This window comes from Streptomyces sp. S3(2020) (assembly GCF_013044505.1).
Taxonomy (GTDB): domain Bacteria; phylum Actinomycetota; class Actinomycetes; order Streptomycetales; family Streptomycetaceae; genus Streptomyces.
The window spans coordinates 1-16,784 of the sequence record NZ_JABERD010000208.1; the positions used below are offsets into that span (position 1 = coordinate 1).

Consider the following 16,784-nt stretch of genomic DNA (forward strand, 5'->3'; position numbering starts at 1 on the left):
AGATGTTGATAAGAGACAGGTTTGGGGCCGCCGTGGTCGGACTCGCCCGGTTCCTTGGCACCGGGCCAGGCCTTGGCGACCCGGGCTGCCAGGACGAAGTCCTTGCGCAGGGGGTGGCCCTCGAAGTTCTCGGGGAGGAGGAGGTGGTCCAGGGCGGGGTGGCCCTCGAAGACGACGCCGAACATTTCGTGCGTCTCGCGTTCGTGCCAGGCCGCGCCCGCGAAGACGTCGACGGCGCTGGGCAGGGTCGGGGACTCGTGCGGGACGGTGGTGCGGAGCAAGAGTCGTCGTACCGGGGACAGGGCCGCGACATGGGCGGCGACGCGGAAGCCCGTGCCCGGCTCGTCGACCGCGCTCAGCCAGTCGAAGTACGTGCAGCCCAGTTCGTCGCGCGCCGTCTCCAGCGCCGTGATCCAGGATGCCGGCGGCACGTCCACCGTGAGGACCTCGTAGGCCTCCTCGGCAGTGGCCTCCGCGCCGAAGAGTTCCTCGGCGGGGGCGGTCAGCCAGCCGACCGTGGTCATCGTTCCTCCCCCGAGACCGGACCGTCGGACGAACCGGAAGCCGGGCCCGAGGCGGGACCGGAAGCAGTACCTGGAGCCGCACCCCCGCCCGCAGTCACACCGGAAGCCGAGCCGGAACCCCCGCCCGAACCCGAACCCGAACCCGAAGCCGAATCAGAAGCCGAATCCGAAGTCTCATGGCCCGAAGGCGACCCTGGCGCCGATCCCGTACCCACCCCGGAAGCCGTTTCCTCCCCCGCACCCACCCCAGGCCCCCGCACCAACCCGCTCCGAAGCTCAGCCGTGGACGCCCGCCCCCCAGACACCCCGTACCGCTCCCCCAGTGACTCGCGGGCGATCTTCTCCTGGAGTTTGAGGATTCCCTGGAGCAGGGCCTCGGGACGGGGTGGGCAGCCGGGGACGTAGACGTCGACGGGGATGATCTGGTCGACGCCCTTGGTGACGGAGTAGGAGTCCCAGTACGGGCCGCCGCAGTTGGAGCAGGCGCCGAAGGAGATGACGTATTTCGGTTCCGGCATCTGCTCGTACAGGCGCTTGACCGCGGGGGCCATCTTGTCGGTGACCGTGCCGGAGACGACCATGAGGTCGGCCTGGCGGGGGCCCGGTGCGAAGGGGATCACGCCGAGGCGGATGAAGTCGTGGCGGGCCATGGACGCGGCGATGAACTCGATCGCGCAGCAGGCGAGGCCGAAGTTGAAGACCCAGAGGGAGTAGCGGCGGCCCCAGTTGAGGACCACTTTCATCGGCTCGGGGGCGAGGCGGGCGAGGGCGCCCAGCCGTTTCGGCTCGGGGAGCAGCACCGGTTCCGAGGGGGTCACGTCCATGTCAGGACGCCCTTCTTGTATGCGTACAGCAGACCCACGGCCAGGAAGCCGAGGAAGATGAACATCTCTACGAGCGTGGCCGCGCCGTAGCCAGGGGCGGCGAAGACCGTGGCCCACGGGAACAGGAAGATCGAGTCGACGGCGAAGATGACGTAGAGGAAGGCGTAGACGTAGTAGCGGACCTGGGTGTGGGCCCAGCCCTCGCCGACGGGGTCGACGCCGCACTCGTACGTCAGGAGCTTCTCGGGGGTGGGGACGACGGGGCGCAGCAGGCGGCCCGCTCCGAAGGCGACGGCGACGAACAGCACGCCGACGACGGCGAGCAGTCCGACGACCGAGTACGACTGGAAGTAGTCCGCCGCAACGACGACGGTCGACCCGACGGTCGGTTCCGGCACGTCCGTCCCCTCGCTCCCTGTGAACACCTCTGGACCTCTGGACCTGTGAACCTGTGAACCTCTGAACACACCGAAGATCGATGGACACTCGCTGTTCGACGATCTGTACGCACGGGAGTCTAGGGCCTGCTAAAGAGACCGTAAGCAGCCCGTCACGGCTGAACATGCCGGGGTGGGGTTTTCCCCAGGGCATCGCGGCGGTCTGCCTCATGGCGCCGCGGCGCGTCGCGCGGCACGCTAGCCCATATGACCGAACGCCCCAGACACTTCCCGGATCGGAAAGCCGAGGCCACCGCGCCGCTTCCGCCCGTCCGGTTCGCCTACGACGCGCACACCTGGAAGGAGATCACGCATCTCCTCGTCAATCTGCCGGTGGCGTTGCTCGGGTTCGTCTATGTGACGACGGTGCTGTTCACCGGCTTCATGCTGACGGTGACCGTGATCGGGTTCCCCGTGCTCGCGGCCGGGCTGATGGGTGCGCGGAAGCTGGGCGCGATGGAGCGGGCGCGGGCCCGGAAGCTGCTCGGCGTGCGGATCGACGAGCCGAGTCCGCTGCCGCTGAGGAGCAGCAACTCCGGCTTCTTCCAACAGCTGTGGATGATGCTCAAGGATCCGGTGGGCTGGCGGACGATCCTGTACGACTTCATCCGGCTGCCGTGGGGCATCCTCACCTTCACCATCACGCTGACCTCGTTGTTCGTGCTGTGGCCGGTGCTGCCGTTCATCGCGCGGGGCCTGACCAACGCCGACCGGGCGATGGTGCGCGGACTGCTGTCGCCCTCCGACGAGTTGGAGCGGCGGATCGCCGAACTGGAGTCGGACCGGGGGGTCGTGGTGGACGCGGCCGCGTCCGATCTGCGGCGCATCGAGCGCGATCTGCACGACGGGGCGCAGGCCCGGCTGGTCAACCTGGCGATGGGGCTGGGACTGGCGAAGGAGAAGCTCCTTGAGGACCCGGACTACGCGGCGGCGATGGTCTCGGAGGCGCACGGCGAGGTGAAGCTCGCGCTCCAGGAGCTGCGGGATCTGGCGCGGGGCATCCATCCCGCCGTACTCACCGACCGCGGGCTCGACGCCGCCCTGTCCTCCGTGGCCTCGCGCTGCACGGTGCCGGTGAAGGTGACGGCCGATCTCAACGCCAGACCGGCCGCGGCCATCGAGGGCATCGCCTACTTCACCGTCTCCGAGCTGCTGCAGAACGTCAGCAAGCACAGCGGGGCGAGGACCGCGTCCGTCGACGTGTGGCGCACGGAGGAACGGCTGCTCATCCAGGTGTGGGACGACGGCCGCGGCGGCGCCCGCCTCGACGGCGGCACCGGCATGCAGGGCCTCGCGGAACGCCTCGGCGCGGTCGACGGCCTGTTCGTCATCGACTCCCCGCCGGGTGGTCCTACGACGGTGACGGCGGAGCTGCCGTGGCGGGACCGGTCGTTCGACACCGGTCGTAGATGACGCAGGCCGTGGGTGACACCGGGCGTAGGCGCGACCGGGCGTAGGTAGGGAAAACCCCCCTCCCAAGACGCCGACGGACTCCATGGTCCGCCGACCTGCGGCCCAGCAGGGTGGAGGTACGACAGCGACACGACACTCCAGGACACCCCGGGCGGGGGACGAGAGAAGGACGAAGCCGATGGCCACGGACTACGGACAGAGCTACGGGTTCCTCGACGAGGGGACGCGGCGGCGCCGGCTGCCGACGGGGCTGCGGGCGCCGTTCGAGGGGCGCACCTGGCGGGAGTTCGGTTATGTGCTGCTGAGCCTGCCGATCAGCATCGTGCTGTTCACGTACGCCGTCACGATGGTGTCGATCGGCGCCGGGCTGCTGGTGACGTTCCTCGGGATTCCGGTCCTCGCGGCGGGGCTGGCCGGGTGCCGGGGTTTCGGGGCGCTGGAGCGGGCCCGGGCGCGGGGGCTGCTGGGGCTCGATGTCGCCGATCCGGAGCCGCTCAGGATGCGGGGGAACGGGTTTCTGGCGTGGATGGGGGCCGTGCTGAAGAGCGGCACGTCCTGGCGGACGCTGCTGTACTCGGTGATCCATCTGCCGTGGTCGGTGTTCTCGTTCGTCGTCGCCGTGAACTTCTGGGCGTACGGATGGGCGCTGCTGACGTATCCGCTGTGGTTCTGGCTCTTTCCGGTGTACGGCGGTCAGGACGGGCTTCAGCTGTACGGCGACGAGACCCACCACATCTATCTCGACAACCCGTTCGAGATCGGGGTGACCGCGCTGGTCGGACTGCTGTTCACGCTGGCCACGCCGTGGATCGTGCGGGCGCTGACGATGGTGGACCGGGTGATGGTGCACGGGCTGCTCGGGCCGTCCCGGCTGGCCACGCGGGTGGTGGAGCTGGAGTCCGACCGGGGGGTCGTGGTGGATACGGCGGCGGCGGATCTGCGACGCATCGAGCGCGACCTGCACGACGGGGCACAGGCCCGGCTCGTCGCGCTGGCGATGGATCTGGGGCTCGCGAAGGAGAAGCTCGCGGAGGATCCGGAGGCCGCGGCGCGGATGGTGGACGAGGCGCACGGTGAGGTGAAGACGGCGTTGCAGGAGCTGCGGGATCTGGCGCGGGGCATCCATCCCGCCGTACTCACCGACCGCGGGCTCGACGCGGCGTTGTCCTCGGTGGCGTCCCGGTGCACGGTGCCGGTGCAGGTGGAGGTGGACCTTCCGGCGCGGCCGGCGCCCGCGATCGAGGGGATCGCGTACTTCACGGTGTCGGAGCTGCTGCAGAACATCAGCAAGCATTCGCGGGCGACGTGGGCGGCCGTGGACGTGTGGCGGGTGGAGAACCGGCTGATGCTCCAGGTCGTGGACAACGGAGTGGGCGGTGCCGATACGGCCGCGGGGTCCGGGCTCGGTGGGCTGGCGGAGCGGCTGGGCGCGGTGGACGGGATTCTGGTGGTGGATTCGCCGGTGGGCGGGCCTACGCGGGTCACGGCGGAGCTGCCTTGGCGGGGGGAGCGGGCGTTGGTGTGAGCGGGGCGACCGGCGGGTGAGGGCGGCGGGGAGTTTTTCACCCCTGCCGCCCTCACCCGTGCCCGGAGGGCTCCCGGAGGCGACCGGCGACGGGGCGACGGGGTGTCGAGTGCGCGGCGGCGCGGAGTCCGTGGGTCCCGGCGGGACAGGTCGCCGATGTTGTGGCCGGACCTCGTCGTAGCCGAAGGTCTGGCGGTCGTAGGCGGCCTTCCGCCGCGTGGATCAGCACCGTGTCGCCCCGCGGCGCACCACCCCTGCCGTGACGCCGTACGCCGTGGCCAGGGCCAGGGCGGCGGCCCCACCCGACGCAGGTCCGCGGCGTCCGGGAGCGGGAAGGCGAACGCGGCCGGTAGGACCACGTACGCCGCGTAACCGTCACCGTCGGGGAGGTACGCGGCGCGCCCCGCCGGTCTCTTTGAAGGCGACCGCCCGCATAGGCCTTCCCCTCGGCATCAGCATCCGCGTCCGCGCCGGCATCGGCATCGGCATCGGCATCGGCATCGGCATCGAATGATCGACAACAGGCCTCGCGGGAGGCCGAAACCCGCCCTGCCATGCACGTATTCCCATTGATTCCTGTCGCCCCGGCGCAGCAGGATGCGAATGCTGGAATGCTGGACTACGCCCGTCGGGGAGGCGGGCGCGGAGGCGGGTTGTGGGGGGCCGAGGATCGTGGAGGACAGGGTGCGGGTGGTCATCGCCGAGGATTCGGTTCTGCTCAGGGAGGGACTGACCCGGCTGCTGACCGACCGCGGGCACGACGTCGTCGCCGGGGTCGGCGACGGGGAGGCGCTGGTCAAGACCATCACCGAGCTGGACGCGCAGGGGGAACTGCCCGACGTCGTCGTCGCCGATGTGCGGATGCCGCCAACGCACACCGACGAGGGGGTGCGGGCCGCCGTACAGCTGCGGAAGGCTCACCCCGGACTCGGGGTGCTGGTGCTGTCGCAGTACGTGGAGGAGCGGTACGCGACGGAACTGCTCGCCGGTTCGAGTCACGGCGTCGGCTATCTCCTCAAGGACCGGGTAGCCGAGGTTCGTGAGTTCGTGGACGCGGTGGTACGGGTCGCCGAGGGCGGTACGGCGCTGGACCCGGAGGTCGTCGCGCAGTTGCTGGGCCGCAGCCGCAAGCAGGACGTGCTCGCGGGACTCACCCCGCGGGAGCGGGAGGTCCTGGGGCTGATGGCGGAGGGGCGGACGAACTCGGCGATCGCACGGCAGCTCGTGGTGAGCGACGGCGCAGTCGAGAAGCACGTCAGCAACATCTTTCTGAAGCTGGGCCTCTCCCCGAGTGACGGGGATCACCGACGTGTTCTTGCGGTCCTCACCTATCTGAACTCCTGACGCCCTGACACCGTGTCAGCCATATGGGTGACACCCGATAAGCGGGTCCAGAACCGAACGCAAGCGGGGAGCGTCTTGTAGGTCAGCGCCGGGGGGCGAGTAAATCATGACAAGTCGGGGCGGCGGACCGTCTCAAAATCGTGTCCATCATGCGATTGGCCACAGGAAGGCGACCCTTACGGACGTAGGGTTGATCCTGGGCGGGCCTGCGGGAGGGCCTGTCCCGGACAGCTGCCTCGAAGGAGGTCCAGTTCAGTGACCAGCCAGGTCAGTAGCCCAGCGGAGCAGGCCGACGAAGCCGTCGTGGGAGAGCAGCGCAAACCGGCAGGGACCAAGGACGTCCGCCGGCTGGACCGGGTGATCATTCGCTTCGCGGGTGACTCGGGTGACGGTATGCAGCTCACCGGCGACCGCTTCACCTCCGAGACAGCGACCTTCGGCAACGATCTCTCCACACTGCCGAACTTCCCCGCCGAGATCAGGGCGCCTGCCGGAACCCTGCCGGGTGTCTCGTCCTTCCAGCTGCACTTCGCCGACCACGACATCCTCACCCCCGGCGACGCACCGAACGTGCTGGTCGCGATGAACCCGGCCGCCCTCAAAGCCAATATCGGCGACCTGCCGCGCGGCGCGGAGATCATCGTCAACACCGACGAGTTCACCAAACGGGCCATGCAGAAAGTCGGCTACGCGGCCTCGCCGCTGGAGGACGGCTCCCTCGACGGCTACAGCCTCCACCCCGTCCCCCTGACCACCCTGACCGTCGAGGCCCTCAAGGAATTCGACCTCAGCCGCAAAGAGGCCGAACGCAGCAAGAACATGTTCGCGCTCGGCCTCCTGTCGTGGATGTACCACCGGCCCACCGAGGGCACCGAGAAGTTCCTCAAAGCCAAGTTCGCCAAGAAACCCGAGATCGCCAAGGCGAACCTGACGGCCTTCCACGCCGGCTGGAACTTCGGCGAGACCACCGAGGACTTCGCGGTCTCCTACGAGGTCGCCCCCGCCGCCACCGCCTTCCCGACCGGCACCTACCGCAACATCTCCGGGAACCTCGCCCTGTCCTACGGACTGGTCACCGCGTCCCGCCAGGCGGACCTGCCGCTGTTCCTGGGCTCCTACCCCATCACCCCGGCCTCCGACATCCTCCACGAACTGTCCAAACACAAGAACTTCGGCGTGCGCACCTTCCAGGCCGAGGACGAGATCGCGGGTATCGGCGCGGCGCTGGGCGCGGCCTTCGGCGGATCCCTGGCGGTGACGACGACCAGCGGTCCGGGCGTGGCGCTGAAGTCGGAGACCATCGGCCTCGCGGTCTCCCTGGAGCTGCCGCTGCTGGTCATCGACATCCAGCGCGGCGGCCCGTCCACCGGGCTGCCGACCAAGACCGAGCAGGCCGACCTGCTCCAGGCCATGTTCGGCCGCAACGGCGAGGCCCCGGTCCCGGTGATCGCCCCGTGCACGCCCGGGGACTGCTTCGACGCCGCCCTGGAGGCGGCCCGGATCGCGCTGACCTACCGCACCCCGGTGATGCTCCTGTCCGACGGCTATCTGGCCAACGGCTCCGAGCCCTGGCGGATCCCGGACGTCGACGAACTCCCCGATCTGACCGTGCAGTTCACCCAGGGGCCGAACCACACCCTGGACGACGGCACCGAAGTCTTCTGGCCCTACAAACGCGATCCCCAGACCCTGGCCCGCCCGTGGGCCATCCCCGGCACCCCGGGCCTCGAACACCGCATCGGCGGCATCGAGAAGCAGGACGGCACCGGCAACATCTCCTACGACCCCGCCAACCACGACTTCATGGTCCGCACCCGACAGGCCAAAATCGACGGCATCGACGTCCCGGATCTGGAGGTCGACGACCCGCACGAGGCACGCACCCTCGTCCTGGGCTGGGGCTCGACCTACGGACCGATCACGGCGGCGGTACGGCGGCTACGGACCGCCGGGGAGTCCATCGCGCAGGCCCATCTGCGCCACCTCAACCCGTTCCCGCGGAATCTCGGCACGGTGGTGAAGCGTTACGACAAGGTGGTGATCCCCGAGATGAACCTCGGGCAGCTCGCCACTCTGATCCGGGCGAAGTACCTGGTCGACGCCCACTCGTACAACCAGGTGAACGGCATGCCGTTCAAGGCCGAGCAGCTCGCCACGGCTCTCAAGGAGGCCATCGATGGCTGAGACGTCCACGGAAGGCACGGGCACGATCGAGGCGCTTTCCCTCGTGCCCAAGGCCGAGGGCCGGCAGTCCATGAAGGACTTCAAGTCCGACCAGGAAGTGCGCTGGTGCCCCGGCTGCGGTGACTACGCCATCCTCGCCGCGGTACAGGGCTTCATGCCCGAACTCGGCCTGGCCAAAGAGAACATCGTCTTCGTCTCCGGCATCGGCTGCTCCTCCCGCTTCCCGTACTACATGGACACCTACGGCATGCACTCCATCCACGGCCGCGCACCCGCCATCGCCACCGGGCTGGCGACCTCGCGGCGGGACCTGTCGGTATGGGTGGTCACAGGCGACGGCGACGCACTCTCCATCGGCGGCAACCACCTCATCCACGCCCTGCGCCGCAACGTCAACCTCAAAATCCTCCTCTTCAACAACCGCATCTACGGCCTGACGAAGGGCCAGTACTCGCCGACGTCGGAGGTCGGGAAGATCACCAAGTCGACACCGATGGGCTCCCTCGACGCCCCCTTCAACCCGGTGTCCCTCGCCATCGGCGCGGAGGCCTCCTTCGTGGCACGGACCGTCGACTCCGACCGCAAACACCTCACCGAGGTCCTGCGGCAGGCAGCGGCTCACCCGGGCACGGCACTGGTGGAGATCTACCAGAACTGCAACATCTTCAACGACGGCGCCTTCGAAGTCCTCAAGGACCGACAGCAAGCCGAGGAGGCGGTGATCCGGCTGGAACACGGCCGGCCGATCCGCTTCGGCACGGACAGTTCACGCGGAGTCGTACGAGACCTGGACACCGGCGACTTGAAGGTGGTCGACGTGACGGACGCAAACGAGGCGGACATCCTCGTCCACGACGCCCACGCCCCCTCCCCCACCACCGCCTTCGCCCTCTCCCGCCTCGCCGACCCGGACACCCTCCACCACACCCCCATCGGCGTGCTGCGGTCCGTGGACCGGCCCGTCTACGACACGCAGATGGCCGACCAACTGGACACGGCGATCGAACAGAACGGCAAGGGCGACCTCGCCGCACTGCTGGCCGGCGGCGACACCTGGACGGTCGTGGGCTGACCGTAGGCAGACACACGAAGGGCCCGGATGCGGTTCGGCATCCGGGCCCTGTGTCTGTCAGGCCTCAGGGATGTCCCGCTTGGCGCGAAGGAGGGTTTCCCGGGTGATCACGACGATTCGCTCGTAGTCGGCACGGGAGGCATCCGATGGGAGCATCCCGTCCAGCTCCTCGGTCCTGTCAGTGCCGATGACCGCGAAAGTGCCGTCGCTGAGCTCAAAGAGGTCGGGACAATTCTCCCCTCCCAGGCTTCCTCGCGCACGGGGCGAGTCCCCGAGTCGGCGGACGATACTGACTGCGGGGAGTTCGCTGTACACGCGGGGGACCTCTGTCTGTGCCGAGCGGATCAAGTCCAGCCGTGGAATGTGAAGTTGATACTTCGTCCGGGGAACTTAGCAGCCAGGGTTCAAGCCACGGGCTGATATACCCAGTTCACTCGGAAGGACCCACGACCCACCAATCCCGGCCGCTGGCGAGCTCCTCCATCATCTCGTCGACGGCTCGGCCCACTCTCGCCTCCAGCGACTCGCGCGCCAACGCCCTACGCGCATCGCCAGTCATGTCCCAGTAATCCTGGAAGGTCGCGTTCGAGCACCACAGCCTCAGGTAGCCGATCAGTTCCTCCCAGTCGATGGCGTCCGACCGGTAATGCAACATGATCGCGCTGTACTGCGCATTGATGAAGAGCATCTGCTTACGCCTGCTCTCCGACAACCCTTCCAACGTACTCATGGCTTCCGCCAGCGCAGGATCCCCAAGGGCACGCCCCGTCTGCTCCGCCATGATGCGGTGCAACTGAATCAGGTTGGCCTTGCGGATCTCCTCGGTGAGGGAGGTGAGTTGCCGGAGAACGCTTTCCAGGAGAGCCTCCTGGCTGAGTGAAGAATCGATCCTTCGCGCGTCCGGATTCTGTGCGGCCAATGCGAACCCCCCGGGTCTACGCCCCTGACATGTATGTGCCCGTACGGCGCGATCCGCATACGTTCAGGTGGCCGAACCGCCCGCATCATCCCTGCTCAGAACCCCTCTTCCGCGCGTCGTACCCCTCCCGCGCCTCCCGCACCGCCCCCATCCGCGTCTCCGTCCACATCGCGAGCCCCCGTACCTGTTCCGCCGCCTCTCGTCCCAGTTCGGTGAGTGAGTAGTCGACCCGCGGTGGGATCACCGGTTTGGCGTCGCGGTGGAGGAATCCGTCGCGTTCCAGGGTCTGGAGGGTCTGCGTGAGCATCTTCTCGCTGACGCCGCGGCCGAGGACGCTGATCGCGCGGCGGAGTTCGCTGAAGCGGTACGGGCGGTCCAGGAGGGCGATGAGGACGAGGACGCCCCAGCGGCTGGTGACGTGCTCCAGGACCAGGCGGTGCGGGCACATCGTCTCGGTGGCGGTCGTCTCGACGCTGCTTACTCCCATGCCAGTACCTTACTTCAAAGTGGGTACTTTCGCAGAGTTAGCGCACATCCTAGGGTTAGTGCCATCCGCACCCCACAAGGAGTTCGCACATCATGAGCATCGTCGTCACCGGAGCCACCGGTCACCTGGGCCGCCACGTCGTCGAGCAGCTGCTGGAGAAGGTGCCGGCCGACCAGGTCACCGCCGTCGTCCGCAGTACCGAGAAGGGCGCCGACCTCGCGGCGAAGGGTGTGAAGATCGCGGTCGCGGACTACAACGCCCCCGAGACCTTCGGCAGCCTCTTCGCCGCCGGCGACAAGGTGCTGCTGATCTCCGGCAACGAGTTCGACAAGGGCCGGGTCAACCAGCACAAGGTCGTCATCGACGCCGCCAAGGCCGCCGGCGTGGCCCTGCTCGCGTACACCAGCGCTCCCGGCTCCCTCACCGCCGCGCTCGCCGACGACCACCGCGGCACCGAGGAGGCGCTGCTCGCCTCCGGCCTGCCGTACGCCCTGCTGCGCAACGGCTGGTACCACGAGAACTACACGGAGAACCTCGCCCCCGTCCTCCAGTACAGCGCCGTCACCCAGGCCGCCGGTGAGGGCCGGGTCTCCTCCGCCTCGCGCGCCGACTACGCGGCCGCCGCGGTCGCCGTACTGACCGGCGAGGGCCACGAGAACCAGACGTACGAGCTGGGCGGCGACGAGGCGTGGGGCTTCGCCGAGTACGCGGCCGAGCTCAGCAAGCAGACCGGCAAGGAGATCGCCTACCACTCCGTCTCGGTCGAGGAGTACACCGGCATCCTGGCCGGCGCCGGGCTGCCCGCGCCGCTCGCCGCGATCCTCGCGGGCGTCGACACCTCCATAGCCGAGGGCGAGCTCGTCGTCTCCTCCGGCGACCTCTCCCGGCTCGCCGGCCGTCCGACCAGCCCGCTGTCCGACGCGATCGCGGCCGCGCTCAAGGGCTGATCGCCGATCACCCGCCAGGACGCGCTCCCGGGCACTCCTCCGAGGGCCCCTGAGCCCCCCACCCCCGCCTGTCATGACCGTATGGCGATACGGGCATGACAGGTGGGGGTGCTCGGCGTTACCTTCGTGCAGGCGAGGTCGACGTGAGAGGGAGGGCCCGTGAGCGGGAAGCCGAAGGGTGAGCGGCACATAGGACTGCTGAACGGTTTCGCCGCGTACGGGATGTGGGGGCTCTTCCCCCTCTACTTCCCCCTGCTGAAGCCCGCCGGACCGGCCGAGGTGCTCGCCCACCGGATGGCCTGGTCCTTCCTCGTCGTCGCCCTGGCCCTGGTCGTCGTACGACGCTGGAAGTGGGCCGGTGAGCTGCTGCGGCAGCCGCGCAAGCTCGCGCTCATCGCGGTCGCCGCGGCCACCATCGCGGTCAACTGGGGCGTCTACATCTGGGCCGTGAACAACGAACGGGTCGTCGAGGCCTCCCTCGGCTACTTCATCAACCCCCTGGTCACCATCGCGATGGGCGTGCTGCTCCTGAAGGAGCGGCTGCGACCCGTGCAGTGGGCGGCGGTCGCCGTCGGGGCCGGGGCCGTGGTCGTGCTCACCGTCGGGTACGGGCGGCCGCCGTGGATCTCGCTCGTCCTCGCCTTCTCCTTCGCCACCTACGGGCTCGTGAAGAAGAAGGTCAACCTCGGTGGACTCGAATCACTGGCCGCCGAGACCGCGATCCAGTTCCTGCCCGCGCTCGGCTACCTGCTGTGGCTGACCGCGCACGGCGACGCCACCATCACCACCGAGGGCCCCGGGCACGCCGCCCTGCTCGCCGGGACCGGACTGGTCACCGCGCTCCCGCTGATCTGCTTCGGCGCGGCGGCCATCCGCGTGCCCCTGTCCACCCTCGGTCTGCTCCAGTACCTCGCGCCGGTCTTCCAGTTCCTGCTCGGCGTCACCTACTTCCACGAGGCCATGCCGCCGGAGCGCTGGGCCGGCTTCTCGCTGGTCTGGCTGGCGCTGTCGCTGCTCACCTGGGACGCGCTGCGCACCGCCCGCAGGCTCAGGGCGGAGACCAGCAGGCCCAGCACCACCATCGCGACGGGCACCACGAGCGCCGTACGGAACGCGGACAGCGTCTCCTCGGGCCCCGCCCCGGTGGAAGCCAAGCCGTAGACGGCCGTCACCGCGGAGATCCCGACCGCCGAACCGAACTGGGTGGACGTGGTCAGCAGCCCGCCGGCCAGCCCCTGCTCGGCATCGTTCACCCCGTCGGTCGCCGCGATCGTCAGCGGCCCGTACGCCAGTGCGAAGGCGGTACCGGCGACGAACAGCGTCGGCAGCATCGCCAGGTACGGCCAGTCCATGCCGACCGGCAGGAACAACCCGTACGCCACCACCGCCAGCACGAAGCCGCCGACGATCACGCGCGCGTGCCCGAACCGCGTGACCAGCCGTGGGGTGAGGGTGGGTGCCAGTACGGCGTCGCAGCCCATGATCACCAGGGCGATCGCGGTCTGGAGCGCCGACCAGCCGCGCAGTTCCTGGAGATACAGCGTCACGACGAACTGGAAGCCGAAGAAGGCCCCGACGAAGAGCATCATGCCGACGTTGGCCCGGACCACCGGCCCCTCGCGCAGGATGCCGAGCCGGACCAGGGGGCTCGCGGAGCGGCGTTCGACGGCCACGAAGAGCGCGGCGAGCAGCAGCGCCGCGAGGGCCGACGCCGCCGTCAGCGGCCAGCCGTGCAGTCCGTGTTCCAGGCGTACGACGGTGTAGGCGGCCAGCAGCATGGCGCCGGCGACGGTGATCGTGCCGGGCAGGTCGAAGCTCCGGCGTCCGGTCCGCGGGGGCTCCTGGTGCGGAATCAGCCGCACCGCCGCCACCAGCAGCGCGCCGGCCATCAGGACCGGGGCGAAGAACACCCAGCGCCAGTCGATCGAGGTGAGCAGGCCGCCGATCACCAGGCCCAGCGAGAAGCCGCCGGCGGCGGTACCGGCGTAGACGAGGAGGGCCTTGTCGCGCTGTGGGCCCGCCGCGTACGAGGTCGTGATCAGGGAGAGCGCGGCCGGTGTCATGAACGCGGAGGCCATTCCGGTGACGAAGCGGGCGACGATCAGCATCCAGCCCTCGGTCGCGAACCCGCCGAGGCCGGAGAAGGCGAGGAAGACCGCCAGCCAGAGCAGGAACATCCGGCGGCGGCCGAGCAGGTCGGCGGCGCGGCCGCCGAGCAGGGTGAAGCCGGCGTAGCCGAGGACATAGGCGCTCATCACCCACGCCGCGGTGTCCGTCGCGAGCCCGAGGTCGGATCTGATCGACGGGATCGCGATCGCCATCATCGCGATGTCGGCGCCCTCCAGGAAGACCGTTCCGCAGAGGACGAGTAACAGCGCCCACGCGCGCGTGCCCATGGCAGTGCTCCGTAAATAGGGGGACGGTTACCCGAATGAGGGTCGGTTCCCTCTTGTAACCACCCCCAGCCTCCGGCAGCATCGACAGACATGGAAGAAGGCACTTCGAAGTCACCTGGTTACTGCGAGAGCACCGTGGACTACGGCGACGCCGACCCCTTCCAATGGGACACCCGGGAGGACTGCCAGGTAAGGCAGATTCTCGATCGGGTCGCCGACAAGTGGTCGCTTCTTGTCATCGCCCTGCTGGAGAACCGGCGGCTCCGCTTCACTCAACTGCGCCGGGAGATCGACGGCGTCAGCCAGCGCATGCTGACCGTGACGCTGCGGCAGCTGGAGCGGGACGGGCTGGTGAAACGGACCGTGCATCCGGTGGTGCCGCCGCGGGTGGAGTACGAACTGACGCCGCTGGGCGGGACGTTGCACGCCACGATCCAGTCGTTGGTGACATGGGCGGAGGCGCATCAGGGGGAGATCGCGGCGGCGCGGGAGGCGTACGACCGACGGGGGGCGGAGGCGGTCTAGCGGGGCCGCGCGTGCCGGGCTCTGTCAGTGGGCGACGCTATAAGTGACTGCATGACTCCTGTGCACTGGAAGCTCGTCATCGATGCCGGAAACCCCCAGGCCCAGGCCGACTTCTGGGCCGCCGCGCTGCGCTACGAGGTCGAGGACAACGACGCCTTGATCCGGCGGCTGCTGGAGCTCGGCGCCCTGCCGCGCGAGGCCACGGTCGAGTTCCACGCCCGGCTGGCCTTCCGCGACCTGGTCGCCGTACGGCATCCGGACGACCCCTACGACCAGGACAGCGGCACCGGCCTGGGCCGGCGGCTGCTGTTCCAGCGGGTGCCGGAGGAGAAGGCGGTCAAGAACCGGCTCCATCTCGATCTGCACCCGGGCGACGGGAAGCGGGCGTCCGAGGTGGAGCGGCTGACGGGGCTCGGCGCGAGTGTGCTGCGGGAGGTGAGGGAGGCCGGGGGTGAGTGGGTGGTGATGGCGGATCCGGAGGGGAACGAGTTCTGCGTGCAATGAGCTCCACGTGGGATGACGCGTTCCGGATTCCGAACTCCCTGTCCTGATACCGCTCTTGACGGAGAGTTAGTCACAGCTTCACCATCCAGGCACCCCATTCGCTGTGGAATCCCTGTGATTCCCGAGGAATCCGGAGCCCCCCACCATGAAGCTCTCCGTTTCCGGGCGTGCGTCGACGGCCGGTCTTGTCACGGCCGTCATGCTGCTGACCGGCGGATCCATAGCCGGCGCGGCGCCCGCGCCCGAGGTGACCGCCGCTGCCGCCGCGCCCGACATCCCCGTGGCCAACGTCAAGGCCCACCTCACCCAACTCCAGTCCATCGCCACCGCCAACGGCGGCAACCGGGCGCACGGCCGCGCCGGTTACAAGGCCTCGCTCGACTATGTGAAGGCCAAGCTGGACGCCGCCGGATACACCACGACCATCCAGCAGTTCACGTCCTCCAGCCGCGTCGGCTACAACCTGATCGCCGACTGGCCGGGCGGCGACACCAACCAGGTCGTCATGGCCGGCTCGCACCTGGACAGCGTCACGTCCGGGGCGGGCATCAACGACAACGGGTCCGGCTCGGCGGCGGTCCTGGAGACCGCGCTGGCCGTGTCGAGAGCCGGGTACCAGCCCACCAAGCATCTGCGGTTCGCCTGGTGGGGCGCGGAGGAGCTGGGGCTCGTGGGCTCCCGCTACTACGTCAACAACCTGTCCTCGGCGAACCGCGCGAAGATCAGCGGGTATCTGAACTTCGACATGATCGGCTCGCCCAACCCCGGCTACTTCGTCTACGACGACGATCCGGTGATCGAGAAGACCTTCAAGGACTACTTCACCGGCCTCGGCGTTCCCACCGAGATCGAGACCGAGGGCGACGGCCGCTCCGACCACGCGCCGTTCAAGAGCGCGGGGGTGCCGGTGGGCGGGCTGTTCACCGGGGCCAGCCGTACGAAGACGGCGGCGCAGGTGGCCAAGTGGGGCGGGACGTCCGGGCAGGCGTTCGACCGGTGCTACCACTCCTCCTGCGACACGACGTCGAACATCAGCGACACGGCCCTGAACCGGAACAGTGACGCGGCGGCGTACGCCGTGTGGGAGCTCTCCTCCTAGGAGCCGAGCTTGCGGGCGCGCTCGGCGAGACGGCCCATCCTGGTCCGGGCCGAGTCGAGTTGCTCGATGTCCTCGGCCGCCGGGCCGCCCTCCAGGGTCAGCTCGGTCCACAGGCCGATCAGGTCGACTCCCATGCGCAGGCCCTGCTCGGGGTCGCGTACGGCACGCCAGGCGGTCGCCGCGCTCTGGACGTTGCCGTACGCGGCCTCCGTGTCCCTCGCGTGGTGGCGGGTGCGGGCCAGGTCGAGGGAGAGCCCGAAGGCGCGGGCCGGGTCGCCGGCCAAGTAGGCGATGTACGCGGTGAGTTCGAGCAGCCGCAGCACCTCGGGGTGGTCCGCTCCGAGCGCGTGGGAGGCCTCGACGACCGTCTGCTCGGCGAGCTGCGCGGCCTCCGTGATCCGGCCCGCCTTCACGGCCTCGTTGATCCGCGCCATCGGCCCGACGAGGAACACGGTCCCGCCGCCGTCGTACGCCGTCGCCGGGTCGTCCCCCAGCACGGCCTCGGCCACGGCGTCGAAGCCGCGGGGCGGGGTGGGCTTGGGGTCGGGGTCCTCGACGGGGGTGGTGGCGGTGAAATCGAGAAG

At 69.2% G+C, this 16,784-nt stretch carries 16 protein-coding genes and 2 pseudogenes; 10 read left to right on the forward strand and 8 right to left on the reverse strand.

Translation table 11 applies throughout. The features are described 5' to 3' along the window. The 3 genes and pseudogenes from HLK59_RS39950 to HLK59_RS39960 form a co-directional block, all read right to left on the reverse strand. A partial coding sequence (locus tag HLK59_RS39950; protein ID WP_171146555.1) for an NADH-quinone oxidoreductase subunit C occupies positions 1–524 on the reverse strand: 524 nt, incomplete at its 3' end. A gap of 257 nt (positions 525–781) precedes the next feature. Next, positions 782–1,348 (reverse strand): annotated as a pseudogene (locus HLK59_RS39955) (NADH-quinone oxidoreductase subunit B family protein); the annotation flags it as partial. After that, complete coding sequence (locus HLK59_RS39960; RefSeq protein WP_171146557.1) at positions 1,339–1,746, reverse strand: NADH-quinone oxidoreductase subunit A; 408 nt, start codon at positions 1,744–1,746, stop codon at positions 1,339–1,341. The pseudogene HLK59_RS39955 and the gene HLK59_RS39960, both read right to left, overlap by 10 nt. A gap of 246 nt (positions 1,747–1,992) precedes the next feature. Here HLK59_RS39960 and HLK59_RS39965 point away from each other — a divergent pair, with 246 nt between their 5' ends. The 5 genes from HLK59_RS39965 (at position 1,993) to HLK59_RS39985 (ending at position 9,323) form a co-directional block, all read left to right on the forward strand. Next, positions 1,993–3,198 (forward strand): sensor domain-containing protein, encoded by a 1,206-nt coding sequence (locus HLK59_RS39965; protein ID WP_171146558.1) that lies wholly within the window; start codon positions 1,993–1,995, stop codon positions 3,196–3,198. 178 nt (positions 3,199–3,376) lie between these two features. Continuing rightward, the gene (locus HLK59_RS39970; protein WP_171146559.1) at positions 3,377–4,723 is read left to right on the forward strand and encodes a sensor histidine kinase; all 1,347 of its coding nucleotides are present in this window, start codon (positions 3,377–3,379) and stop codon (positions 4,721–4,723) included. A gap of 684 nt (positions 4,724–5,407) precedes the next feature. Continuing rightward, a complete protein-coding gene (locus HLK59_RS39975) occupies positions 5,408–6,067 on the forward strand; it encodes a response regulator transcription factor (RefSeq protein ID WP_346779923.1) in 660 nt (219 codons plus the stop codon). 255 nt (positions 6,068–6,322) lie between these two features. After that, a complete protein-coding gene (locus HLK59_RS39980; protein ID WP_171146561.1) occupies positions 6,323–8,251 on the forward strand; it encodes a 2-oxoacid:acceptor oxidoreductase subunit alpha in 1,929 nt (642 codons plus the stop codon). Next, positions 8,244–9,323, forward strand: coding sequence for a 2-oxoacid:ferredoxin oxidoreductase subunit beta (locus HLK59_RS39985; protein ID WP_171146562.1), 1,080 nt, complete (start codon positions 8,244–8,246; stop codon positions 9,321–9,323). Before HLK59_RS39980 ends, HLK59_RS39985 begins: the two co-directional genes overlap by 8 nt. A gap of 57 nt (positions 9,324–9,380) precedes the next feature. Here the strand turns inward: HLK59_RS39985 and HLK59_RS51550 are convergent, their stop codons facing one another. The 3 genes from HLK59_RS51550 to HLK59_RS40000 form a co-directional block, all read right to left on the reverse strand. Further along, on the reverse strand, positions 9,381–9,638 hold the full coding sequence (locus HLK59_RS51550; protein ID WP_171146563.1) for a hypothetical protein: 258 nt from the start codon (positions 9,636–9,638) through the stop codon (positions 9,381–9,383). 115 nt (positions 9,639–9,753) lie between these two features. Next, complete coding sequence (locus tag HLK59_RS39995; protein WP_171146564.1) at positions 9,754–10,242, reverse strand: DUF6082 family protein; 489 nt, start codon at positions 10,240–10,242, stop codon at positions 9,754–9,756. 85 nt (positions 10,243–10,327) lie between these two features. Next, a complete protein-coding gene (locus HLK59_RS40000; RefSeq protein WP_171146565.1) occupies positions 10,328–10,729 on the reverse strand; it encodes a helix-turn-helix domain-containing protein in 402 nt (133 codons plus the stop codon). A 92-nt stretch (positions 10,730–10,821) separates the two neighbouring features. Here HLK59_RS40000 and HLK59_RS40005 point away from each other — a divergent pair, with 92 nt between their 5' ends. Both HLK59_RS40005 and rarD read left to right on the forward strand, forming a co-directional pair. Further along, a complete protein-coding gene (locus tag HLK59_RS40005) occupies positions 10,822–11,676 on the forward strand; it encodes an SDR family oxidoreductase (protein ID WP_171146566.1) in 855 nt (284 codons plus the stop codon). A 159-nt stretch (positions 11,677–11,835) separates the two neighbouring features. Further along, the gene (gene rarD, locus HLK59_RS40010) at positions 11,836–12,837 is read left to right on the forward strand and encodes an EamA family transporter RarD (protein WP_171146567.1); all 1,002 of its coding nucleotides are present in this window, start codon (positions 11,836–11,838) and stop codon (positions 12,835–12,837) included. Between the two features lie 80 nt (positions 12,838–12,917). Here rarD and HLK59_RS40015 read toward each other — a convergent pair. Beyond that, positions 12,918–14,072: pseudogene (locus HLK59_RS40015) on the reverse strand (MFS transporter); the annotation flags it as partial. Between the two features lie 90 nt (positions 14,073–14,162). On the opposite strand from HLK59_RS40015, the gene HLK59_RS40020 reads away from it, so the two are divergent. The 3 genes from HLK59_RS40020 to HLK59_RS40030 all read left to right on the forward strand — a co-directional run bounded on the left by HLK59_RS40020 (position 14,163) and on the right by HLK59_RS40030 (position 16,200). Continuing rightward, positions 14,163–14,597 (forward strand): helix-turn-helix domain-containing protein, encoded by a 435-nt coding sequence (locus HLK59_RS40020; protein WP_171146568.1) that lies wholly within the window; start codon positions 14,163–14,165, stop codon positions 14,595–14,597. 51 nt (positions 14,598–14,648) lie between these two features. Next, the gene (locus HLK59_RS40025) at positions 14,649–15,101 is read left to right on the forward strand and encodes a VOC family protein (protein ID WP_171146569.1); all 453 of its coding nucleotides are present in this window, start codon (positions 14,649–14,651) and stop codon (positions 15,099–15,101) included. Between the two features lie 145 nt (positions 15,102–15,246). After that, the gene (locus tag HLK59_RS40030) at positions 15,247–16,200 is read left to right on the forward strand and encodes a M28 family metallopeptidase (protein WP_171146570.1); all 954 of its coding nucleotides are present in this window, start codon (positions 15,247–15,249) and stop codon (positions 16,198–16,200) included. Here the strand turns inward: HLK59_RS40030 and HLK59_RS40035 are convergent. After that, the coding region (locus tag HLK59_RS40035) for a hypothetical protein (RefSeq protein WP_171146571.1) at positions 16,197–16,784 on the reverse strand (588 nt) is incomplete at its 5' end. The genes HLK59_RS40030 and HLK59_RS40035 overlap by 4 nt on opposite strands.